Raw genomic sequence first — 22,263 nt, 5'->3', positions numbered from 1 at the left:
AATGATGACAGCATTCTTTTTTGAAAAAATCCTTCCCCTGACCCTTGCCGGTTCGGCGGTCGCCCTTCTGGCGCTGCTGTTTTCCCCGTTCGCACGCAGAAAATTCTCCTGCCGTTGGAATTACTACAGCTGGGCAGCGGCGCTGCTGCTCTTCCTCATCCCGTTTGCGCTGCCGGTCCGCTCCGCCGCGCATACCGCTGCGGCCGTTCCCGAATGGACCGCAGCCATTCCGTTTGCCGTCCCGGATTTTGCGGCAGCGGCGCAGGCCTCCGCGATTTCCGCCATCCCCTGGCAGACGGTTTTTGCGGCAATTTGGCTTGCCGGAACCGCGGCGCTGGGTATAAGATATCTCGTCGCCGCCGCACGTTTTTACCGGGAGCTGAAAAAAGCCTGCGTGCCGGCCGAAGAACCGGAAATCCAAAACCTTTTCGCAGCCTGCAAAAAAGAGCTGCAAATTCGCCGCAGCATCCCGCTCTCTCTTTGCGGAAAGGTTTCCTCCCCGATGCTTGTGGGGCTTTTCCGACCGCGCATTGTCCTGCCTGACACGGCGCTTCGTCCGCAGGAATACCGGCTGGTCTTTCTGCACGAGCTGACCCATTACCGGCATGCCGATCTCTTTTATAAAGCGGCGGCACTTGTGGTCTGCACGCTGCACTGGTTCAACCCGCTCGCCTGGATCGTCCTGAAACGGGTAAACCTTCTCTGCGAACTCGCCTGCGACGAATCGCTTGTGCGCGGCATGGAACGCGAGGAACGCCGCAATTACGGGATGGCCATCCTCAATATCATGGGCGACACACGGTTTGCGCCCCCGGTTTCCTCCGCCTTCAGCCTGCAGAAGGAACAGCTCCGACAGCGGCTTTCCCGCATCATGGACGGCCAAAAATCCACCCGTCTGCTTGTCTGCGCCGGGGTTTTCGCCGCCGCGCTGCTGCTATTTGTCGGTGTTTCGGTTTCCTCTTTCGTGCTTGCGGACAGGGACGGAGAGGCAGTCGTCATCGGCGGAGCGGACGGTCCCACCGCCGTCTTCACCGTCTCAACGAAATCGGAGGAACTGCCCGACGAATTGATTGGGCAGGTGATGGCTTCGATCAAATTCGATACCGAGCAGGGGCTTATCCGGTACGGCCTGCCCGCTGGCGCGGATAAAATCCGCGCTGAAAAGGGCTGGCGGATAGAGTTGGTAATCGCCGGCCGGCGCGCCGGCGGAAACTATCAGGAATTCTTACGCGAAAAGGATTTACAGGGCGGCTCCATCAACTTCTGCACGGTGGACTTGCATGAAATGGAATCCTGCTGGACGGAAATCACCCTCTATGACAGGGACGGAATTTTCCTCGTGCGCGCCGCCGTGCCGTGGGAACCCGGCCAGCAATCCGATCCGATCCCTGCGCTCAAAACCTTCTATGACCAACTTGGCGCTTCGGCGGGCGACACCATCCGGCTCACCAGCGGCGACGGCGCGTCCGGCACGATGGTCCTGCCCGACCTGGACGTGGTCTCCGACCTTCCCGCCGCCCAGAGCCTGCTTTTACAGCTGACCACCGCGCCAGTGGTAGAACTCATCGGCAAAACCGACGGTTCGGTTTTGGCCGTCCGCACCAATCCCAAGCTGGAGATGGAAACCTCCCGACTGCGTCTGCCAGTTCCGCTGCCGCAAAACCGCGCTGTTTCCATCTCGATTACCGCAATCCAGAACGGCAAAGAAACGGCTGCTGAAACGATCCAGCCGGAGGATGCAGACCAGTGGTCACCGGCGCTCGCCGGAAAAGGGCGCGAAACGGTCGAAATCCAGCTCGACGGCGCGCCGTATAAGGTTTATGAGGTGGATTTCGTCCAGCGCAGCTACCTGCTCACCGGGGATGGCAGCGCGGACACGGCCCTGCCGCCGGACGACGGGATCTATACCGGTGAAGCACTTGACATCAGCCTGCAAAAACCGGTGGACAACGCATATGTCAGCGCCGGGTTCCAATCCTATCACGGCCATACGGGGATCGACCTCGCGGCGGAAAAAGGGACGGAGATCCGCGCGGCCGCGGACGGGGTCGTCCTCACGAGCAAATATTCCGTGTACGGCTATGGGAACTATCTGATCATCGACCATGGGAACGGCATCCAGACCCTTTACGCACAGTGTGACGAACTTGCCGCCGAAGCCGGCGATAAGGTGGAGCAGGGGCAGTTGATCGCCACCGTCGGGCGCACGGGAAACGCCACCGGAAACCATCTGCATTTTGAGCTGCGCTGCAACGGACGGTATGTGGACCCGACTGCATATTTTATTTGAGAAATCCAATCTCTGATGGGGCAAACTGCTAAAATTAAGTGCGAATTTTTTGTGAACAATTCCCTTTTCACGTTGACTTTGGTTAACAATTCCTCTAAAATTAGTTAGACGGCTAATAATTAGCCGTCTAACTAATTTTATTTACAAGCAAGTCAAGGAGATGGTCTTTTGAGCGATGTGAACGATGCAATCCGTTTGGACTGGGCGCTGCATGCCCTGCAAAAACAGTGCCTTGCCCGACTGTTTTTCAATCACAGTATCCATTTTGGCCAGCCGCCCCTGCTCTGCACGATCAAAAAGCTCGGCTCATGCAGCCAGAATGAGCTGGCGCGCACCCTGAATGTATCCCCCGCGTCGATCGCGGTTTCGCTCAAGCGGATGGAGAAATCCGGCTATATCCAGAAGATGCACGATCCGAACGACCTGCGTTCCAACCGCATCGCGCTGACCGCCGCGGGCCAGGAAGCCGCATGCTGGTCGGAAGACGTGCTGCGGGATGTAACCCGCCAGAAATTCGCTGGCTTCACCGAGGAGGAATGCGGCCAGCTTATGCATTTTTTTGCCAGAATGCAGCAAAATCTCATTGACTACAAAAATCAGCTCGAAACGGAGTGACCCTATCTTGCGGAAAATTCTTTCCTATTTTTCCCCTTATAAGAAGCCGATTGTCATCGCAGTCGCCTTCATGCTGCTCGACGTCGTCTGCGAAGTGATACAGCCCACCTTGATGTCGAATATCGTCGGAAAGGGCATCCAAAGCGGCAACATCCCCTATATCCTCGGTACCGGCGCCATCATGATCCTGACCGCGCTCATCGCGATTGTCGCGGGCTTCGGCAACGCGCGCAATTCCGCAATCGCGGGTGTCGGCTTCGCGGCAAACCTGCGTCGGGGACTTTTTGAAAAGGTACAGCAGTTCTCGTTTAAAAACATCGACGATTTCTCCACCGCGTCGCTCGCCACAAGGCTCACAAACGACGTCACCCTCATGCAGAACTCCGCCATCATGGGGCTGAGGCTGATGATCCGCGCGCCGCTCATGTTCATCTTCGCGATGATCATGGCGGTCCGGATGAACGCCGAACTGGCCGTGATCCTCTGCATTATCATCCCGGCGGTCGTGCTCTCGCTCGCCTTTATCATCCGCAAAGCCATGCCGCTTTTTGACAAGATGCAGGGCCGGGTCGACGCGCTCAACGGCAGCGTGCAGGAAAACCTCACCAATGTGCGCGTCGTCAAGTCCTTCGTCCGCCAGGACTACGAAAAGGAAAAGTTTGAAACCGCCAACAACAGGCTGATGGAAGCCTCTCTGCGTGCGATGAACGTGGTCATCTTCAACATGCCGGTGCTCATGTTCATCATGAATATGTCCGCCGTCTCGGTCATCTGGTTCGGCGGCGGTCAGGTCATTGAGGGCAGCCTCAATGTGGCCGAAATGACCGCCTTCATCAACTACATCTTTCAGATCCTCATGAGCCTCATGATGCTTTCGATGATGTTCATCCTCTTCTCCCGCGCGTCCGCTTCCTTCAAGCGCGCCCGCGAGGTGCTCGAAACCGAGATCGACCTCACCGACAGCGAAAACGCTGAAAGCGCGCCAAAAATCCGCGGCGACGTGGAATTCGACCACGTTTCGTTCAAATATGCGGCGGAACATGAAGAATACATCCTGAAGGATATCTCCTTCACCGCGAAGGCCGGCGAGGTCATCGCGATCATTGGAGGCACCGGCGCGGGCAAGAGCTCGCTCGTGCAGCTCATCCCGCGGCTTTACGACGCAACCGAAGGCGCAGTGCGCATCGATGGGAAGGACGTGCGCGGCTACACTGTCGAATCCCTGCGCAGCCAGATTGGCGTGGTACTCCAGAAGAATACCCTCTTCTCCGGCACCATTGCACAAAATCTGCGCTGGGGCAACCCGCACGCCACCGATGAGGAGATTGTCGAGGCCGCGAAGGCCGCTCAGGCGCACGACTTCATCGAATCTTTCCCGAACGGTTATGACACCTGGATCGAACAGGGCGGCGTAAATGTCTCAGGCGGGCAGAAACAGCGGCTCTGTATCGCGCGCGCCATGCTCAAAAAACCGCCGATCCTGATCCTCGACGACAGTACCAGCGCGGTTGACACCGCAACCGAACAGCGCATCCGCCAGGCGTTCGACACCACACTGAAGGACACCACCACCTTCATCATCGCGCAGCGTATCTCGTCGGTGAAGGACGCGGATAAGATCATCATCCTTTCGGATGGGAAGGTCAGTGCGATCGGTACGCACGACGAGCTGCTCAAAAATAACGAGGAGTACCAGGAGATCTATTACTCCCAGCAGGAAAAGGAGGCGACTGCGTAATGCCGGGACCGCATAAACAATCGGCCATGCAGAAGCCGAAAAACTTTAAGCTTTCGATCGCCTTCGTCTGGGGTTACCTGAAACGCCGCAAGGTCCTGCTCATCCTGGCGGGCTTCATGGTGTTTCTCAATATCGGCGCTTCCTTGGCCGGAACCGCCATGCTCCAGCCCATCATCGACAATTTCCTGCAGCCGGTTCATGAAATTACCGCCACGCAGCGGTACGCGGGACTCGCGTCCGGTGTTCTCACGCTACTGTGTATCTATCTGGTTTCGGTGGCTGCAAGCTATCTGCAATCGAAACTGATGCTGAACGTCACCCAGGGGTCCATCAACGACCTGCGCCGGGAACTTTTTGACCATCTGCAGGAGCTCTCGGTGCGCTATTATGATACCCATACCCACGGCGAGATGATGAGCCGTTTTTCCAACGACGTGGACACCCTCAATGACGCGCTCTCGAACTCGCTTACCTCCCTCTTCTCGAGCGTTATCACCCTGGCGGGCATCCTGGGGCTCATGCTTTCGAAAAGCATCCCGCTCACCATCCTCACCCTTGCGATGGCGCCGCTGATGCTGTTTGTGGCGGGCCGGCTCATGAAGCGCAGCAGCAAGTACTTTATCGCCCAACAGGCGAATCTCGGAAAGGTCAACGGCTACGTCGAGGAGATCATCACCGGCCAGAAGGTCGTCAAGGTCTTCTGCCATGAGCCAGACGCGGTGGAGGAATTCAACCGCCTCAACGGCGAACTGCAGGAGGCGGCGACCACCGCGCAGAGCTATTCCGGTCTCATGATGCCGGTCATGATGAACATCACCACCATCAACTATGCGCTCGTCGCGGTCATCGGCGGCGTATTGTCGGTCTTCGGCATCATGAGCGTGGGCGCGCTGGTCGTCTTTCTGCAGCTCACCCGCCAGTTCGGCCGCCCGATCACCGAGGCTTCCAGCCAGTATAACGCGGTCATCACCGCGATCGCGGGCGCTGAACGGATTTATGAGGTCATGCGGGAACCCGCTGAAGAACCTGATCCGCCGCATGCGGCTGACCTTGTGCAGGCTGGCCATGACTATTTCTGGCAGCGCTACCACGAGGATGGGACCCCCGCGGACCGGGTGCCGGTCGCAGGAGACGTGCGCTTTTCCGATGTGACTTTTGGCTACGTCCCGGAAAAGACGATTCTCAAGAACATCTCGCTCTATGCGAAACCCGGCCAGAAAATTGCCTTCGTCGGCTCCACCGGCGCGGGCAAAACCACCATTATCAACCTGCTCACCCGCTTTTATGATATTGAACACGGCACCATCACAATCGATGGGATCGATCTGCGTGCGATCAAAAAAGACAGCCTGCGCCGTGCCATGTCGGTGGTCCTGCAGGACACCCACCTCTTCACCGGAACCGTGCGGGAAAATATCCGTTACGGGCGGCCCGCCGCCACCGATCAGGAGATTGAGGACGCTGCGAAGCTGGCCTCCGCGCATTCGTTTATCTCCCGCCTTCCGCACGGCTATGACACGGTGATCGAAGGCGACGGCGCGAACCTTTCCCAGGGACAGCGCCAGCTTCTGAACATTGCGCGCGCCGCAGTAGCCGACGCGCCGGTGCTCATTCTCGACGAGGCGACCAGCTCGGTTGATACGCGCACCGAGCGCCATATCGAACATGGACTCGACCGGCTGATGAAAGGCCGTACCACCTTTGTGATCGCGCACCGTCTGTCGACCGTGCGCAACTCCAACGCCATCATGGTGATGGAGCAGGGCCAGATCATCGAACGCGGCAACCACGAGGACCTGATCGCGGAACATGGGCGTTACTACCAGCTTTACACCGGCGTGGCCGAACTCGACTAATCCCCAAAATTCAAAAGGCTTGCCGCATTCTTTGCGGCAAGCCTTTTGATCGTCTTTCAGGGCGGTATTTCAGCAGCAGTCCCAGGGATTCAAAACCCTGATGAAATTAAATCGTGTCAGATTTTCCATTTAGTCGTCATCATTGTCATCATCGCCGTCGTCATCATCGTCGTCGCCGTCGTCATCATCGTCGTCATCGTCATCATCGTCATCATCATTCTGAGGGCGGCTCTTTTGTTCGTATTTCTCACGGTCATCGTCGTCCTGGTTGTCGTCCCAATCATCGTCATCCCGATCGTCATCGTCCCAATCGTCGTCCCAATCGTCGTCCCGATCATCGTTATCGTCCGTGTCCTCGATCCAGTCGTCGCGGTCGTCATCCGCGCCGCTGCGGTCGTTCAGTTCGTCGATCGTATCCTCGATCTTGTCGTCGAGGTCGTCATCCCAGTCATCATCATCCACGATCACGATATCGTTGATGTTGAGGCCGCGTTCGGAAATGAGCCTTGCCAATTCCTTAATCGGCAGCGTGACAAGCTCTTCGGCGGTAAGCGACGGGTCCTTCGCGATCAACTTCCGGATAAAATCCGCGCGGCCGATTGAGATGCTGTACCGGTCGGCAAACTTCTGCAAATCTTCAAGACCGCTGTCCAGCGTTTCGCTCTGGCGGTAGACCCTCGCCTGCGTTTTACTTTCCCGCAGCATCCCATCCACCATGCCGGCAAGCCGCTCCTGGAGCGCTTCGGCCTTCTGTACATCCTTATTTGCAACCGAAATCAGGATTGCATTGTCGGCTCTATCGGCGCTGAGATAGCCGTTTTGAAACATCGAGCCGATAATCGCGTTGGTCGCCACGTCGATCTGCACCTTGCGCAGATCCATCCCGCCGAGCACCTTTTCTGCATCGGCACCCGCTGCCTCACACTTGATCACCCTCTCCTTATCATCGATCGAAAGCTCGACGCCAGGATTCACATCGATGCTCACGAGCGCGTCGACCCGTGGGACAAACGCCGTCAGCCCGCCCAGGCAAATCAGGAACGCCGCCGCTGCCGAACCGACCGCGGTCACCAAACGCCTTTTTCGTTTGGGCGGCTGAATATTTTCAAACCGCACCACATTGCCGCCGTTTTCCGCGTCCGCTTTCAAAATCCGATCCAGGAGATCTGGGGATGGCGAAACCGCGCGCCGAAGCGACGCTTCAATCTCACTGCGTTTCATCAGTATCCCGCCTCCTTCATCGCTTTCTGTAATTTTTTGATCGCCCGGTTGTAGGCTGAAAGCGCCGAACCGATCGGCATTTCAAGCTGTGCGGCGACCTCCCGGAACTTGAGCCCGGCCACCGCGTGCAGCAGCACGATCTGCCGGTCGCGGTCCTCAAGAATTTCCAGCGTCTTTTGCAGCACCAGTTTATCGACGCTCGAAACGGTATCGTCTTTCGTTAGAAAATTTTCATAATCCGCAAAATCGGCGGTTTCCCGCTTTTTGCGCAGTTCCATATAAGCCAAGTTCTTTGCAACCGTAAAAATCCATGCCAGCGGCTTGCCGCGCGGCTGGTAGGAGCCGATCGAACGCTTCACCGAAAGATAGGTGTCCTGCATCAGGTCCTCGGCGAGCGCGTGGTTTTTGACAATCGAAAGCAGCAGACAGTAGACCGCCTGCTGGGTCGCATGATAAAGGCGTGCGAATGCGTCGCCATCGCCCTGCGCGACCAGAAGCATCATCTCATCGGTCAGCGCGGGTGGTTTTGTTTCAGTCTGGATGGTGGCGAACAACAGCATATCCTTTACCCTCTCATCTACCTAATGCGCCGCCCGGCTGTTTTATTGCAGGCCGGCGCAAAAAAATTTTCAAAATCCATTATACCGGAACCGCACCCGTCCCGCAACCTACTTTACAAGGATTTTACACTAGGACGAAAAAAAGGCCGCATCCAAATGGGACGCGGCCTTTTGATGACTTATTTTACAATGTGGATCACAAGGTCTCCACCGCTGACATCCACCTCGAGGCGGGTATTCGGCGCGAGATCCTCGGCAATGATCATGCGGGCAAGCAGCGTTTCCACCTTGTGCTGGAGGAACCGTTTGAGCGGGCGCGCCCCATAAACCGGGTCGTATCCGTGCTCGACCACAAACTCCTTTGCCGCCGGCGTGATCGATAGAGTGAGCTGTTTGTCCGCCAGGCGTTTTTGCAGACCGGCCATCAGCAGATCGACAATCTGCCCGGTCTCCGCCCGGGTGAGCGGTTTGTAAAACACAATCTCGTCGAGCCGGTTGAGGAATTCCGGACGGAACTGCTGCTTTAAGAGCACATCCACCTGTTTGCGGGCTTCCTCGGTGATCTGCCCATTCTGATCAATACCGTCGAGAATATATGGGGAACCAAGATTGCTGGTCAGGATGATAATCGTGTTCTTGAAATCGACCGTGCGGCCCTGGCTGTCGGTGATACGGCCGTCGTCGAGCACCTGTAAGAGGATATTGAAAACGTCCGGATGGGCTTTTTCGATCTCGTCGAACAGCACAACCGCATATGGTTTGCGGCGCACCGCTTCGGTGAGCTGGCCGCCTTCCTCATAGCCGACATATCCCGGAGGCGCACCGATAAGGCGGCTGACCGCGTATTTCTCCATGTATTCGCTCATGTCGATGCGCACGATGTTCTTCTCGTCGTCGAAAAGCGCCTGCGCCAGAGCCTTCGCGAGCTCGGTCTTGCCGACGCCGGTCGGGCCCAGGAACAAAAATGATCCGATCGGGCGGTGCTGGTCCTGGATGCCCGCGCGCGAACGCAGAATCGCTTCCGAAACGGTCCGCACCGCCTCATCCTGGCCAATGACCCGCTTATGCAGGATATTCTCCATGCCCAGCAGCTTCTCGCGCTCTCCTTCCATCAGCTTCGCGACCGGAATGCCGGTCCAGCGGCCGACGATCCGCGCGATCTCCTCTTCGGTGACCTTGTCTCGCAGAAGGGTGCTGTCCTTTTCGGCTTCGCCCGCGAGCTTCTCCTCGGCTTCCAGCTCCTTCTGCAGGGCGGGGAGTTTGCCGTATTTGAGCTCGGCGGCCTTATTGAGGTCGTAGCTGCGTTCCGCCTTCTCGATGTCGGCGTTCACCTGTTCAAGTTCCTCGCGCAGCTTCTGCACCTTGCCGATGGCGTTCTTTTCGTTTTCCCAGCGCGCTTTCATCGCCTTGAAGCGTTCGCGCATCTCAGCGAGCTCCTTCTGGATCTCTTTCAGATGTTCCTGCGAAATCTGGTCCTTCTCCTTCTTGAGCGCGGCCTCTTCAATCTCATGCTGCATGATCTTGCGCGAGAGATCGTCGAGCTCGCTCGGCATCGAATCCATCTCGGTGCGGATCATGGCGCAGGCCTCGTCCACCAGGTCGATCGCCTTATCCGGCAGGAACCGGTCGGAGATGTAGCGGTTCGAGAGCGTCGCCGCCGCAATGAGCGCCTGATCCTGGATCTTGACGCCGTGGAATACCTCATACCGCTCCTTGAGCCCTCGCAGGATCGAAATGGTGTCCTCCACGGTCGGCTCCGGCACCATGACCGGCTGGAACCGGCGTTCGAGCGCGGCATCCTTCTCGATGTACTGGCGGTATTCGTTCAGGGTGGTCGCGCCGATGCAGTGCAATTCGCCGCGGGCGAGCATCGGCTTTAAAAGGTTGCCGGCGTCCATGCTGCCCTCGGTCTTGCCCGCACCGACAATGGTGTGCAGCTCGTCGATGAACAGGATGATTTTGCCCTCGCTCTTTTTGATCTCCTGCAGCACAGCCTTGAGGCGCTCCTCGAACTCGCCGCGGAACTTTGCCCCCGCGATCAGCGCGCCCATATCGAGCGAAAAAATGGTGCGGTCCTTGAGGTTCTCCGGCACGTCCCCGCGCACGATGCGCAGCGCAAGCCCTTCCGCGATGGCGGTTTTGCCGACGCCCGGCTCGCCGATCAGAACCGGGTTGTTCTTGGTCTTGCGGGACAGGATACGGATGACGTTGCGGATTTCGTTGTCACGGCCGATAACCGGGTCAAGTTTCTGGTTGCGGGCCAGCTCGACGAGGTCAGAGCCGTATTTTTTGAGCGCGTCATAAGTGTCCTCCGGGCTGTCCGAGGTGACGCGGGTGTTGCCGCGCACGCTCACGAGTGCGTTGAGGAAACCGTCCTTGGTGAGCGAAAACCGTTGGAAGATCGCTTTGAGCGCGCTGTTTGGGCTTTCGAGCAGCGCGAGCATGACGTGCTCGACCGAGACGTACTCATCCTTCATGCGTTCGGCGTGGCGTTCGGCCGCGACGAGCGTGCGATCCACCTCCTGGGAGATGTAGATCTTGCCCTGTTCCCGGCCGGGTCCGGAGACGCGGGGGAGTTTCTCAATTTCGGCACGGACCTCCCGTCCGAGCGCGGCGGCGTCAGTCCCCATTTTTTTGAGCATCTGTCCGATGAGCCCTTCCTGCTGGGAGATCAGCGCGTCGAGCAGGTGCTGCTGCTCGATCTGCATGTTCTGGTACTCGACCGCGAGGTCCTGCGCGGACTGCAGGGCTTCGAGCGATTTCTGGGTAAATTTCTGAGCGTTCATAGGTGAAATCCCTCCTCATGTATATGAATGAATGTTTTAACCAAATAAAGCTTGTTAGCACTCTATATGATTGAGTGCTAATTGTATTGTAAATCACTTCTTCCCAAAAATCAAGTACAAATTGTAAACTTTTTATTGCAAAGTTTTCTTTTCATATTGACAAGTTTACTTGACAATATGAAAAGTTTGCTGTACACTGTAGTTGCAGTAAAACACATGAGGAAAAGAGGACTCTCTATGGACCGGGAAGAAATCCTGAAGCGCGGCCGCGAAAGCAACCTGGACGAACGGGAAAAATGGATCGACGACCACGCCAAAATCGTCGGTGTATCCGCCTTTCTGGTGACGTTCATCGCTCTGGTGATCGCAAAGCTGGCCGCCGGGCAGCCGACCCACGACCTGCAGGCGCTTTTCTGGGCGTACGCCGCAACGGAAGTGTACTGCCGCTATCGCCACAAAAAACAATCGGCGCTTCTCGCCACCGCGATCCTCAGCGGCTTTTGCGCGCTTGCAAATCTCGCCGCGGCACTCATCGGGCTGTTCGCAGGTGGCTGATATGGAAGAAAAACTGGTTTTGCAAAACCGCCTGCGGGTCGCCCGGGCGGAAAGGCGGATCTCCCAGGGGGGGCTGGCGGAAATGGTCGGCGTCTCCCGCCAAACGATCAGCTCGATCGAAAACGGACAGTTCTGTCCGAGCGCAAAGCTCGCGCTGCTCTTATGTGTGGCGCTTGAGAAGCGGTTTGAAGAGCTTTTTTATTTTGAATGAGCAAGAGAAAACGGGCGGGATTCCTGCAAAAGCATGAATCCCGCCCGTTGCACATAGGATTTTACAGTCAGGCCTTCCCCGCTGAGCCGAACAGTTCCATTTTCTCCCGAATCGTGTCACAGATTGCCTGGGTTCCCGGTGCAAGCAGCTTGCGCGGGTCAAAGCCCTTGCCCACAAGGTCCTTGCCCGCCTCAATATACCTGCGGGTCGCCGCGGCAAACGAAAGCTGGCATTCGGTGTTGACGTTGATCTTCGCCACGCCCAGCGAAATCGCCTTTTTGATCATCTTTTCCGGGATGCCGGTGCCGCCGTGCAGTACCAGCGGCACCCCATCGGTCAGCGCCTGGATCTTTGCGAGCGCGTCAAAATCAAGTCCTTTCCAGTTGGCAGGGTATTGGCCATGAATATTGCCGATGCCCGCTGCGAGCATGGTAACGCCGAGGCCGGCGATCCGTTTGCATTCCTGCGGGTCGGCGATCTCGCCCGCGCCGACCACGCCGTCCTCCTCGCCGCCGATCGACCCGACCTCGCATTCGACCGAAAGGCCCTTTTCCCTGCACAGCGCAATGATTTCCCTGCTCTTTGCAATATTTACATCGATCGGATCGTGCGAGCCGTCGAACATGATCGAGGTGAAGCCCGCCTCGATTGCTCTTTTCGCTCCTTCATAGGTGCCGTGGTCGATATGAAGAGCCACAGGGATGGTAATCCCCAGTTCCCCGATCATCGCCCGCACCATTGCCGCGACTGTACAAAAGCCGCACATATATTTGCCCGCGCCCTCGGATACGCCAAGGATCACCGGCGAATTTTGCTCCTGTGCGGTAAGCAGTACCGCTTTGGTCCATTCCAGATTGTTGATATTGAACTGCCCGACGGCATATTGACCAGCTTTGGCCTTTGTCAGCATTTCTTCTGCGGATACCAGCATCGTTTCCCAGCTCCTACTCTTTGGTTTTTTTCTAACAACGGTTTCTTTATGTGGAATAAGCGCAGACCATAAAACGTTTTGTCCATTCCGTACTGCTTTACAAACGAATCGCCCATGATATATAATTTTGCTTAGGTGTAGATGTGTTTATGCAAAATAGGATGGAGGAGGTATCATATGGAGGGGTTTGTCAAACTGGTTACCGATCTTAACAAACTGGTCAATGATTTTGTCTGGGGACCGGTTATGATCGCTTTTCTCATGCTGGTCGGCGTCTATTTCACTATCGGCACCGGTTTTTTTCAGATCCGCAAATTCGGGCTTTGGATGAACGAAACGCTGTTTGCCATTTTTCGCAACAAAGAGGTACATAACAAACGCGACCCCCACGCCATCTCCCAGTTTCAGGCGCTTTCCACCGCACTGGCGGGCACCATCGGGACCGGAAACATCGTCGGCGTGGCCACCGCGATCGTCTCCGGCGGCACCGGCGCGGTCTTCTGGATGTGGGTGAGCGCCTTTCTTGGGATGATGACCAAATATGCGGAAAACGTCCTGGGCAACCACTACCGTTACAAAAACGAAAAGGGCGCGTGGGTCGGCGGCCCGATGATCTATATCGAACGCGGACTCCACTGTAAATGGCTGGCGGTGCTCTTTTCGCTTTTCTGTCTGATCGCCTCATTCGGCATCGGCAACATGACCCAGGCCAATTCGATTGCGGGCGCGCTTTCGGCTTCGCTCGGCATTGCGCCGCTCGCGACCGGCATCGTGATCTCGCTGGTCATCGGTCTGGTGATCCTCGGCGGGCTCAAGCGCATCGCCTCGGTCACCGAAAAGCTGGTTCCGTTCATGGCGCTTTTCTATATCACCGGCGGCGTCTACATCCTCATTGTCAATCACAAAGCGATTCCGGCGGCGTTTGCCTCCATCTTTGCGAATGCGTTCAGCTTTGAGGCGGTCGGCGGCGGCGTGGGCGGTTACGTCATCATGCAGGCGATCCGCTACGGCGTGGCGCGCGGCATTTTCTCGAACGAAGCGGGGCTTGGCAGCTCGGTCATCGTAAACTCCGCCTCAAACGTCAAGGAACCGGTCCAGCAGGGCATGTGGGGCATCTTTGAGGTGTTCGCGGACACGATTATCGTCTGTACGATCACCGCGCTCACCATCCTCACGACCGGGGCGACCGAAATCGGGCTTGAGGGTGCCGCGCTTTCCATTGAGGCGTTCTCACATGGGTTCGGGGCATTTGGCGCCGTTTTCATCACAGTGGCAATTGCCTGCTTCGCATTTTCCACCATGCTTGGCTGGTCGTATTACGGTGAACGCGCGCTCGAATATCTCTGCGGATTAAAGCCGCTTATCCTCTACAAGCTTTTGTTCATCGGCATGGCCTGTGTCGGCTGCGTCACCAATCTGAAGCTCGTGTGGGACATCTCTGACACCTTCAATGGCCTGATGGCCATCCCAAATCTGATTGCGATCGTCTTTCTGTCCGGGAAGGTTTTTTCTATCACCCGGGATTATCTTGCCCGAAAAAGGACTGATAAATATGAAATATGACATTCTTTTACTTGACGCGGACGATACCCTCTTTGATTTTGGCCTTGCCGAGCGGGAAGCCATCCGGCGGGTCTGCCGGCAGCGGAGCTTGCCGGCCAGTGACGCGGTCTGTGACCGTTACAGCGAAATCAACCTTTCACTCTGGAAAAAATTTGAGCAGGGCCTGGTCACACAGGACCGGCTGCGGGCCGAACGGTTTGAAATCCTGCTCGCAGAGCTCGATGCCCGGGACGACGCGCACGCATTCAGCGAAGCATACACCGATGCGCTCGGTGAAGGAGCATTTCTGCTCCCCGGCGCGTACGAGCTCTGTAAGGAACTTTCCGCGCGCTGTCCGCTTTACATCGTGACAAACGGCGTCATCCGCACACAGAAAAACCGTCTCGCGCATTCGCAGATCGCACCATTTATCTCCCGGATGTTCATCTCCCAGGAGCTCGGCGCGCCGAAGCCCCGCCGGGAATTCTTTGACCGGGTATTCGAGGCGCTCGGCGGACCGGACCGGTCGCGCGCCATTATCCTGGGCGACTCGCTCACCTCCGACATGGCGGGCGGCCGCAATGCCGGCATTGCCTGCTGCTGGCTCGCGCCATCCGGCGCCGAAGGCGATCCCGCACTTTACGACTACCGCATTGATACGCTCTCCGGCTTTATCCCCATCGTAATGGGAGAATCATAAAAAACGGGCCTTCCGAATTCGCCGGAAGGCCCATTTTTTTGTCGTCACTTTGCCGCGCGATAGGCCCCGAGCAGCCGGTAGCGGACCGAATCGCGGGAGAGCTTTTCGAGCGCCGCACGCACCGCATCGTCCGCGATATTGCCTTCAAAATCCACATAGAACAGGTAATTCCACGCCGCGTCGGGCAATGGTCGGGATTCGATCTTCACCATGTTGAGCCGGTTGTCGGCAAAGGTGCGCAGCGTCTGGTAAAGGTTCCCCGCCTCGTTCGCAATCGAAAAAACAACGCTGATCTTGTCGGCGTTCTCCGGTTCCAACGTGCGGCCAATCACAATGAACCGGGTCATGTTGTCCTGGCGGTTGTTAATGTCCGGCGCGATGACCGAAAGGCTGTAAAGCGCCGCCGCGCGTTTGGACGCGATTGCGGCTTTGGTGAGGTCGCCGGATTCGGCCACCATCTTGGCGGACACCGCCGTATTATGGTAAGGGACCAAATCCCATTCCCGATGCCCGTTCAGGAAGGTGGAACTCTGTTCGATCCCCTGCACATGGGAGTAGACCGTTTTGATCGTCTTGAGCGTCGCCCCCGGCAGGCCGACCAGATTCTGGCTGACGCGGCAGCAGTGCTCTCCGACAATGAAAAATCCATAGCTGCCAAGCAGGTCGTAAACAGCGGAAATCGCGCCGGTGGAGCTGTTTTCGATCGGCAGCACGCCGTAGTCGATCTCCTTTTTTTGCAGTGCCCGAAAGACGTCCTCAAACTCCGGATAGGCGATCCGTTCGCGTTCGTCCCCAAACGTCTCGACCAGCGCCTGCTCCGAGAAGGAGCCGGCTACCCCCTGGAATCCCACCGCCCCGGTGAGCGGATGCGCGGCGGTGACAGGCGGTTCGCCCGGTTCGATGTCCCGGCGCTGGGCCGCGCGGGAAATCTCCATCGCGGCATTCATAAAGCGGGCCGCGTCCTGCGCGTACCCCTTGTCCTGCAGGTGCTCCACCGCCTGCCGCAAGACCGCCTGCTCCCTGCCCGCCTGCAAAACCGGCAGATGGTTTTCTTTTTTGTAGCGGCCGACTTTGCGCACCACATCCATCCGCTGTTCAAACAGCCGGATGAGCGCGGCATCTATCTCATCGATTTCCTTCCGGTAGCCATCCAGTTCCGACATGCTGTTTCCTCCCCAGTCCTTATGCAATGTTACGGCCGATCGCTTTGGCGATGCCGCGGATTTCTTCCATCAGTTCCCCGAACACACAGGGTTTGATCGACTGCTGGCCGTCGCACAGGGCGTTGGCCGGATCGTTATGCACTTCGACGATGAGTCCGTCCGCGCCGACCGCGACCGCCGCTTTCGCAAGCGGTTCGACCATCCACCATTTGCCCGATGCGTGGCTCGGATCGACCACAACCGGCAGGTGGCTCAGCTTTTTGACCGCGGGGATCGCGGAAAGGTCGAGCGTGTTGCGGGTGTAGTTCTCGAAGGTGCGGATGCCGCGTTCGCAGAGGATAATCCGCTCGTTGCCGCCTGACATAATATACTCGGCGCTCATCAGCCATTCCTCGATGGTGGCGGAAAGCCCGCGCTTGAGGAGGATCGGCTTGTCGGTGTGGCCGAGCTCCTTCAGGAGCTCGAAGTTCTGCATGTTGCGCGCGCCGACCTGGATGATGTCCACGTCCTTGACGAAAACCTCGATATCATAGGGCGACATGATCTCGGTGACGATCGGCAATCCGGTCTTTTCGCGCGCCTCCATCAGCAGTTCGAGCCCGTCGTATTTGAGCCCCTGGAAAGCGTATGGAGAAGTGCGCGGCTTGAAGGCGCCGCCGCGCAGGAAATTGGCTCCGAGCGCCTTGACCTGTTCGGCAATGCCGCAGATCTGCGCCTCGCTTTCGATCGAGCAGGGGCCCGCGATCACCGCCAGCGGGCTGTCCCCGCCGATCTTCTGGCCGCGCACGTCGATCACGCTCGGTTCGGGATGGAACATCTTATTCGCCTTTTTGAACGGCTCTGCCACGTGCATGACCCGTTCGACGTTGCGGTTGGCTTCGATCCAGGTATCGTCAAGCTTGCTGGTATCGCCGACCAGACCCAGGATAATCAGGTTTTTACCGATGACGGGATTTACCTCCACACCTTTTGCAGTGAGCGCGTCGGAGAGCTTTTCAATTTCCTTCTGTTGGGTGCCGGGTTTCATGATTACGATCATCTTTTGTTCCTCCAAATCTGTTTCATGCGCATGGGCCCCATTTTCGCACATACAAAAAGAGAACCCATTGCGTCAATGAGTTCTCTTACAACAATTTCTGAAAAATCTTTGGAAATTCCAGAACCTACCTGCTCATCAAACACAATCTATTTTCGCAGCAAAAAAAGCCGGTGCTAAAGTAAAAGCCCCAGCTAAAAAAGCCGAAAAATCGATTCTGTTGTGCATTCGGTCTGTTCATGATAAATCTCCGTGAATGGATTTTTGTTATCCTCATTATAGCAAGATTATACAATCTGTCAAGCGTTTTTTTCATTTTTCCTACAAGTTCAACGATCTTTCCACCTGCGGAACAGCAGCCCAAACAAGCATCCCAACAGGTTTACGGCCGCAAATGCCGGAACATAGATCCATGCGGATTCGTTATAAAAAATCCAGATGGTTGGAAGCATGAACGCCCCGACCAGCACCGGAAAATACCAGCAAAACGGATGTCCGGCTGTGTATAGGAACCCGCCCAAAAAGCAGCAGAGCGGCATAATAAGAAGCAATGCGATGATGAAAAAGCCAGTGCTGCCCCCAAACGGCGGAAGCAGATAAAACGGCAGAACACACAGCAAGAGATATGGGAGCATTTTCATTGGGTAACCTCCTAAAAAATCCCCGTCGACCGGCGGGGATTTTTATTTGTTCTCTGGTTTTACCGGTTGAGTTCGTCCCCAGCAACGCCGGAGTTGTGCGCCGCGATCACCCGGCTGATCTCCGCAAAATCGGAAGCGGGCATGTCGCCCAGGGTGGTATTCTTCACAGCGGACATCGCATTGCCATAGTCGACCGCCTGCTGGACACTGTCATATTTGAGCAAGCCGAACAACGCACCCGCGACATACGCGTCGCCGGAACCGATCCGGTCGACCACGTCGATATCCTCGAATGGACGGCCGGTGTAAATTTTATCCTCCGCATGGGAGTAGATAATCGAATTAAACGAATGGCATTTCGGACTTTTAACCTTGCGCTGGGTCGACGCGACGATCCGGCAGCCGAACTGCTCGCAGTAACCGCGCATGATCTCCTCCATCGTACCCGAGCGCTGCATCATCCGGCGGCTGGTCTCCTCTGAAACGAACAGGATGTCTATGTACGGCAGGATCTTGCAGATGGTTTTTCGGGCCGTTTCTTCGTCCCAAAGGTTCGCGCGGTAGTTCACATCGAACGAGATCGCCGCACCGTTTTCCTTAAAGCGCCTCACCATCTCGACCGCGGTATCCCGCACCTGGTCGCTCAGCGCGAGTGTGATGCCGCTGGTATGAAAAACGCGGGTACTTTGATAGATTGCCGGATCGATCTCCCCAATCGAAATACTGTTGATCGAAGAATACGCCCGGTCATAGAGAACCGCGGGCTTGCGCGGATAAGCGCCGCTTTCGGAATAATAAATGCCGACGCGGGCGCGCTCGGAGGAATCATAGATAAGATAGTCGTCGCTCACGCCATAGAAACGGATCTTATTTTTGATGAATCGCCCCATGTCATTGTCCGGAATCTTGGTCACAATACCGGTACGCAGCCCCAGGAGTGAAATGCCCGAAACCACATTGAGCTCGCTGCCGCCCGGCCGCTTCTCCAGAAGCTCTGACTGGCTGAGCCGCTCGAGTCCCGGTGGGGAAAGCCGCAGCATGATCTCACCAAAGCTGATGACGTCAAATTCCCTTTGTTCACCGCCAAAATTCATAGTACACACTCCAATTTCATTCGAAAATCCCTTCGATTTCGAAACTACCCCACTTTAACAAAATTATACCACATTTCGGCCCGCTTGCAAGTGAAAAACAAAAATTCCCGCCCCACGTCAAAAAACGTGAAGCGGAACTGTCAGACATGATGCCCGTTGCGGCGCCCTTTTCCTTTTTGCGGCATTTCACCGGCGCGGCGGACTATTTTGGGGCCGCAGCTTTTTCCTGCGGGTTTTGCCGCGCCGTCTTTTTCCAGAGACAATGCGGCTATCCGGCCTTTTTCTTTTGCGGCAGACGTTTTTTTTGACTCCCTGCCCCCTGAAATCGGCGGCTCCTCAATCGTGTGGGACAAAAGAAGAGCCATCTTTGCTGAAGCCGGGCCAACCATTTCATACAGCACCCCCGACGACAGGATGATGGTAGAAAGCAATGCGCCCGCCCCAGCAGGCAGAATCCGCTGCCCAAGCGCCGCCAATCCAATTGAAACACCTGCCTGCGGCACCAGCGCCAAACCGAGGTAATTGCGAATAACGGCTGAAGCCCCGCTTACAACCGCACCGGCATATGCGCCTACATATTTGCCGATGATCCGCACAAAGAAATAACCGACGCCGATCATCCCGGCAGTGGCCAGCATCGGGACATTGAGGCGCATGCCGGAAAGGACGAAGAACAGCAGCATAATGGGCGGCGAAAAGTGGTTGACCTGCTTAAAGAGATCCTTATCCGCGATCACATTGATATAAACCGTTCCCATCACCATACAGGAAAGCAGCGGTGAAATATCGAGCAGCGTACAGAACCCAGTGAGGCTGAAGATGACCGCATTGATTAAGATGAGCCGGTGCTCACGGGTACGGCGCGCAGATATGATCCAACGCAGCAGATAGCCGCAGATAGCCCCAAGCCCGATAGCGAACAGATTGAGCAGGAGCGGCTCCAGAAAGAGCTTCCAATTTAGGCTCCCGGAGCCGGATTCAAGCTCACCCACAATAGCCGCACAGATGGAAAACGCAATCAGCGCAACCGCATCATCAAGCGCAACCACCTGCAGGATGGTGTTTACCAAGTCTCCTTTCGCCCGGTATTGTCGGATGGTCATAATCGTTGAAGCCGGGGCGGTGGCCGAACCGATCGCGCCAAGCAACAACGAAAACGACACCGATAAATGAAAAACAAAAGTCATCATCAATGTGACGGCAAGTGCTGCTGCAAGCGCTTCAAACAGCGTAATCAGGATGACCTGTCTGCCGCTTTTTCTCAGTTCGGAGAGCTTAAAGTATTTGCCCACTCCAAAAGCGATATAGGCCAGCGCGATATCGGTGACAAAATCCATCCCATCGATCATCTCCTGCGGAACCAGACGAAAAACATAAGGTCCGAGCAGAATCCCGGCGACAATGTAAGCCGTCACATCCGGCAACCGCAGCTTCTTGGTGATCCTTGTCACAAGGAATCCAGAAAAAAGGATGATTGCCAGGCTCAGGATGACAGCTGCGGAATGGTTGGCGGACTGCTCCAGGAAAGTCATTTTCTCACGCCCCTTTCAAATCGCATCTTTTTTAATGATGTTTTATTATAACATTTTTTGAGCATATTTTATATGAATTTTATCTAAACTTTACAAAACAGCCGGAGGCAAACCGCCTCCGGCTGTCAGAAATCCATCTTCTTCCAGATATTTTTCAGACGCACAGCTCCCCCAGCTGCGCTGCGATTTCCGCATAGTCCTTTGTATCGGCCAGCGCCACCAATGTGTCGCTCGCCATAATCACCGTATCTCCGCGCGGAAGCAGCTCGCGGCCGCCGCGCCTCACCGCCACCAACAGGCAGTTATACGGCAGGTCCAGCTCGCTCACCCGCTTGCCGATGATCGCGGAAGCATGCTGCACCACGGCCGTGGTGAGGATTTTTTCACCGGTGTCCTCCGGCTCCTCGATCCCCTGGTTGCGCAGGATATTCTCGAGCAGGCTTTCATAAATCGGCTCGGATTTGAGCAGGTAGGCCACCACATAGGCGATGATTGACACCGCCGCGAGGGAAAGCAGGTGGGAAAGCGAGCCGGTCATCTCCGCAATCAGGATAATCCCGGTCACCGGCGCGCGCACAATGGCGGTGAAATATCCCGCCATTGCCAGGATGATAAAGTTGTTGAGCAATTCCGGATCCACTCCGCAGTACCGGATTGCAAGCAGGCCGAATGCGCCGCCGATATATGCCCCGATGACCAGCAGCGGGAAGAAAATGCCGCCTGGCGCGCCCGAGCCGAAGGACAAAAGCGAGAACAAAAATTTCACCGCGAGCAGCAGCAATACTCCGGAAAGCAGCAAATTGCCCTCGTAAAGGTGCTCGATCATCGCATGCCCGCCTCCGAGCGTAAGCGGCATCGTAAGCCCCAGCACACCCGCCAGCAAAAACGGGATGACCATCCGGAAGCTTTGCGGCAGATGCTTATAAGCCCGCTGAGAAGCCATCGTAGAAGCGTTATAGGCCGCTCCACAGATGCCGATGAGCACCCCCAGCAGAAGCAGCAGCCAATAGTGATCGAGCGGAAGCACCCGGCCGACCGAGAAATGAAAGACCGAATCCAGCCCGAAAACCGTCTTTGACACAAAGTCTGCCGCGACTGCCGCGACCATCACCGAAGTCAGCGCCGCCGCTGAAAAGTTCTTGTGAATCTCCTCAAGCGCGAACAGCACGCCGGCAAGCGGCGCATTGAATGCCGCGGCGAGCCCGGCGCCCGCGCCGCAGATCATCAGGTATTTCTCCTCTGTCTTCACCCGATGCAGCAGACGGGAAATCCCCTTGCCCACCATCGCGCCAAGCTGGACAGACGGCCCCTCGCGCCCAAGCGACAGCCCCCCCAAGATGCAGGCCGTTCCTCCCACTAGTTTCCCCACGATCACTTTGACCCAGTTCTGATGCAGGTATCCTTTCATTTCTCCGCTCACCTGCGGGATGCCGCTGCCCGAAATCATCGGTTCCCAGCGAACCAGTCGCGCCACCAGCAGCGCCACAAAAACAAGCCCCACAAACCATCCCGCGATCATAAGGCCATTTCCCTGCACTGCCGCAAGCATCCAGCGCAGAATTTTTTCCCCGCGGTCGAGCATAATACGGTAAAGGACCGCGATACCGCCGGCCGCAACGCCGACAAGCAGCCCATTCACCACAAGCGCGTACTGCATATATTTTGCATCCTTAATCACGCGCACCGTGTTATTTTCATTTCTAGTCTGCACAAAACACATCTCCCGGAAAATGCATTCCCCGTCCAAAATATCGCCGCTATATGCTTTTGAACGGTTTCTAAACTTATTTTT

18 protein-coding genes are annotated in these 22,263 nt (G+C 56.4%); 8 read left to right on the top strand and 10 right to left on the bottom strand.

Features of this window, described 5'->3' with window-relative positions; genetic code table 11:
* Positions 1-4 precede the first annotated feature (4 nt).
* The 4 genes from BN4275_RS11430 (at position 5) to BN4275_RS11415 (ending at position 6,499) form a co-directional block, all read left to right on the top strand.
* Positions 5-2,290, top strand: a complete 2,286-nt coding sequence (locus BN4275_RS11430; protein ID WP_161940199.1) for a M23/M56 family metallopeptidase — start codon at positions 5-7, stop codon at positions 2,288-2,290.
* Positions 2,291-2,467: 177 nt separating this feature from the next.
* Complete coding sequence (locus BN4275_RS11425) at positions 2,468-2,905, top strand: MarR family winged helix-turn-helix transcriptional regulator (protein WP_242863723.1); 438 nt, start codon at positions 2,468-2,470, stop codon at positions 2,903-2,905.
* A gap of 4 nt (positions 2,906-2,909) precedes the next feature.
* On the top strand, positions 2,910-4,643 hold the full coding sequence (locus tag BN4275_RS11420) for an ABC transporter ATP-binding protein (protein ID WP_464833773.1): 1,734 nt from the start codon (positions 2,910-2,912) through the stop codon (positions 4,641-4,643).
* Positions 4,643-6,499 (top strand): ABC transporter ATP-binding protein, encoded by a 1,857-nt coding sequence (locus tag BN4275_RS11415; RefSeq protein WP_066458277.1) that lies wholly within the window; start codon positions 4,643-4,645, stop codon positions 6,497-6,499. The genes BN4275_RS11420 and BN4275_RS11415 overlap by 1 nt, the downstream gene beginning before the upstream one ends.
* A 129-nt stretch (positions 6,500-6,628) precedes the next feature.
* On the opposite strand, the gene BN4275_RS11410 is transcribed toward BN4275_RS11415, so the two are convergent.
* The 3 genes from BN4275_RS11410 to clpB form a co-directional block, all read right to left on the bottom strand.
* Entirely contained in the window at positions 6,629-7,720 is a 1,092-nt protein-coding gene (locus tag BN4275_RS11410; RefSeq protein ID WP_066458265.1) for an anti-sigma-I factor RsgI family protein, read from the bottom strand.
* Positions 7,720-8,280, bottom strand: coding sequence for an RNA polymerase sigma factor (locus tag BN4275_RS11405; RefSeq protein WP_066458263.1), 561 nt, complete (start codon positions 8,278-8,280; stop codon positions 7,720-7,722). Before BN4275_RS11405 ends, BN4275_RS11410 begins: the two co-directional genes overlap by 1 nt.
* 179 nt (positions 8,281-8,459) lie before the next feature.
* Complete coding sequence (gene clpB, locus BN4275_RS11400) at positions 8,460-11,066, bottom strand: ATP-dependent chaperone ClpB (RefSeq protein WP_066458261.1); 2,607 nt, start codon at positions 11,064-11,066, stop codon at positions 8,460-8,462.
* 237 nt (positions 11,067-11,303) lie between these two features.
* Here clpB and BN4275_RS11395 point away from each other — a divergent pair, with 237 nt between their 5' ends.
* Together BN4275_RS11395 and BN4275_RS11390 are read left to right on the top strand one after the other, a co-directional pair.
* Positions 11,304-11,621, top strand: coding sequence for a DUF6442 family protein (locus BN4275_RS11395; protein WP_066458258.1), 318 nt, complete (start codon positions 11,304-11,306; stop codon positions 11,619-11,621).
* Between the two features lies 1 nt (position 11,622).
* Entirely contained in the window at positions 11,623-11,832 is a 210-nt protein-coding gene (locus BN4275_RS11390) for a helix-turn-helix transcriptional regulator (protein WP_066458255.1), read from the top strand.
* A gap of 67 nt (positions 11,833-11,899) precedes the next feature.
* Here the strand turns inward: BN4275_RS11390 and fba are convergent, their stop codons facing one another.
* The gene (fba, locus tag BN4275_RS11385) at positions 11,900-12,763 is read right to left on the bottom strand and encodes a class II fructose-1,6-bisphosphate aldolase (RefSeq protein WP_066458252.1); all 864 of its coding nucleotides are present in this window, start codon (positions 12,761-12,763) and stop codon (positions 11,900-11,902) included.
* A 177-nt stretch (positions 12,764-12,940) separates the two neighbouring features.
* Between fba and BN4275_RS11380 the strand changes: the two genes are divergently transcribed.
* Positions 12,941-14,326, top strand: a complete 1,386-nt coding sequence (locus tag BN4275_RS11380) for an alanine/glycine:cation symporter family protein (protein WP_066458249.1) — start codon at positions 12,941-12,943, stop codon at positions 14,324-14,326.
* Positions 14,316-15,005 (top strand): YjjG family noncanonical pyrimidine nucleotidase, encoded by a 690-nt coding sequence (locus tag BN4275_RS11375; protein WP_066458247.1) that lies wholly within the window; start codon positions 14,316-14,318, stop codon positions 15,003-15,005. Before BN4275_RS11380 ends, BN4275_RS11375 begins: the two co-directional genes overlap by 11 nt.
* 44 nt (positions 15,006-15,049) lie before the next feature.
* Here BN4275_RS11375 and BN4275_RS11370 read toward each other — a convergent pair whose 3' ends face one another.
* The 6 genes from BN4275_RS11370 to BN4275_RS11345 form a co-directional block, all read right to left on the bottom strand.
* Entirely contained in the window at positions 15,050-16,168 is a 1,119-nt protein-coding gene (locus BN4275_RS11370) for a chorismate mutase (protein ID WP_066458246.1), read from the bottom strand.
* Between the two features lie 19 nt (positions 16,169-16,187).
* On the bottom strand, positions 16,188-17,207 hold the full coding sequence (aroF, locus tag BN4275_RS11365) for a 3-deoxy-7-phosphoheptulonate synthase (protein WP_066458244.1): 1,020 nt from the start codon (positions 17,205-17,207) through the stop codon (positions 16,188-16,190).
* Between the two features lie 326 nt (positions 17,208-17,533).
* Positions 17,534-17,845 (bottom strand): hypothetical protein, encoded by a 312-nt coding sequence (locus BN4275_RS11360; protein ID WP_066458236.1) that lies wholly within the window; start codon positions 17,843-17,845, stop codon positions 17,534-17,536.
* Positions 17,846-17,904: 59 nt separating this feature from the next.
* The gene (locus tag BN4275_RS11355; RefSeq protein WP_066458233.1) at positions 17,905-18,939 is read right to left on the bottom strand and encodes a sugar kinase; all 1,035 of its coding nucleotides are present in this window, start codon (positions 18,937-18,939) and stop codon (positions 17,905-17,907) included.
* A gap of 140 nt (positions 18,940-19,079) precedes the next feature.
* Positions 19,080-20,471 carry a cation:proton antiporter gene (locus tag BN4275_RS11350; protein ID WP_066458229.1) on the bottom strand — a complete coding sequence of 464 codons (1,392 nt, stop codon included), beginning with the start codon at positions 20,469-20,471 and terminating at the stop codon, positions 19,080-19,082.
* A 154-nt stretch (positions 20,472-20,625) separates the two neighbouring features.
* Positions 20,626-22,191, bottom strand: coding sequence for a ClC family H(+)/Cl(-) exchange transporter (locus BN4275_RS11345; RefSeq protein WP_066460386.1), 1,566 nt, complete (start codon positions 22,189-22,191; stop codon positions 20,626-20,628).
* Positions 22,192-22,263: the final 72 nt, after the last annotated feature.

The sequence above is a fragment of the Anaerotruncus rubiinfantis genome (assembly GCF_900078395.1).
GTDB lineage: Bacteria > Bacillota > Clostridia > Oscillospirales > Ruminococcaceae > Anaerotruncus > Anaerotruncus rubiinfantis.
Note: the sequence above shows the minus strand (reverse complement) of the source record. Positions and strands in the feature narration are given on the sequence as shown.

Excerpts from the sequence above, each read along its gene's own strand:
- BN4275_RS11430 (WP_161940199.1), top strand. The coding sequence starts at position 5 with ATGACAGCATTCTTTTTTGAAAAAATCCTTCCCCTGACCCTTGCCGGT.
- BN4275_RS11415 (WP_066458277.1), top strand. The coding sequence starts at position 4,643 with ATGCCGGGACCGCATAAACAATCGGCCATGCAGAAGCCGAAAAACTTT.
- BN4275_RS11410 (WP_066458265.1), bottom strand. The coding sequence starts at position 7,720 with ATGAAACGCAGTGAGATTGAAGCGTCGCTTCGGCGCGCGGTTTCGCCA.
- BN4275_RS11405 (WP_066458263.1), bottom strand. The coding sequence starts at position 8,280 with ATGCTGTTGTTCGCCACCATCCAGACTGAAACAAAACCACCCGCGCTG.
- clpB (WP_066458261.1), bottom strand. The coding sequence starts at position 11,066 with ATGAACGCTCAGAAATTTACCCAGAAATCGCTCGAAGCCCTGCAGTCC.
- BN4275_RS11395 (WP_066458258.1), top strand. The coding sequence starts at position 11,304 with ATGGACCGGGAAGAAATCCTGAAGCGCGGCCGCGAAAGCAACCTGGAC.
- BN4275_RS11390 (WP_066458255.1), top strand. The coding sequence starts at position 11,623 with ATGGAAGAAAAACTGGTTTTGCAAAACCGCCTGCGGGTCGCCCGGGCG.
- fba (WP_066458252.1), bottom strand. The coding sequence starts at position 12,763 with ATGCTGGTATCCGCAGAAGAAATGCTGACAAAGGCCAAAGCTGGTCAA.
- BN4275_RS11380 (WP_066458249.1), top strand. The coding sequence starts at position 12,941 with ATGGAGGGGTTTGTCAAACTGGTTACCGATCTTAACAAACTGGTCAAT.
- BN4275_RS11375 (WP_066458247.1), top strand. The coding sequence starts at position 14,316 with ATGAAATATGACATTCTTTTACTTGACGCGGACGATACCCTCTTTGAT.
- BN4275_RS11370 (WP_066458246.1), bottom strand. The coding sequence starts at position 16,168 with ATGTCGGAACTGGATGGCTACCGGAAGGAAATCGATGAGATAGATGCC.
- aroF (WP_066458244.1), bottom strand. The coding sequence starts at position 17,207 with ATGATCGTAATCATGAAACCCGGCACCCAACAGAAGGAAATTGAAAAG.
- BN4275_RS11360 (WP_066458236.1), bottom strand. The coding sequence starts at position 17,845 with ATGAAAATGCTCCCATATCTCTTGCTGTGTGTTCTGCCGTTTTATCTG.
- BN4275_RS11355 (WP_066458233.1), bottom strand. The coding sequence starts at position 18,939 with ATGAATTTTGGCGGTGAACAAAGGGAATTTGACGTCATCAGCTTTGGT.
- BN4275_RS11350 (WP_066458229.1), bottom strand. The coding sequence starts at position 20,471 with ATGACTTTCCTGGAGCAGTCCGCCAACCATTCCGCAGCTGTCATCCTG.
- BN4275_RS11345 (WP_066460386.1), bottom strand. The coding sequence starts at position 22,191 with ATGTGTTTTGTGCAGACTAGAAATGAAAATAACACGGTGCGCGTGATT.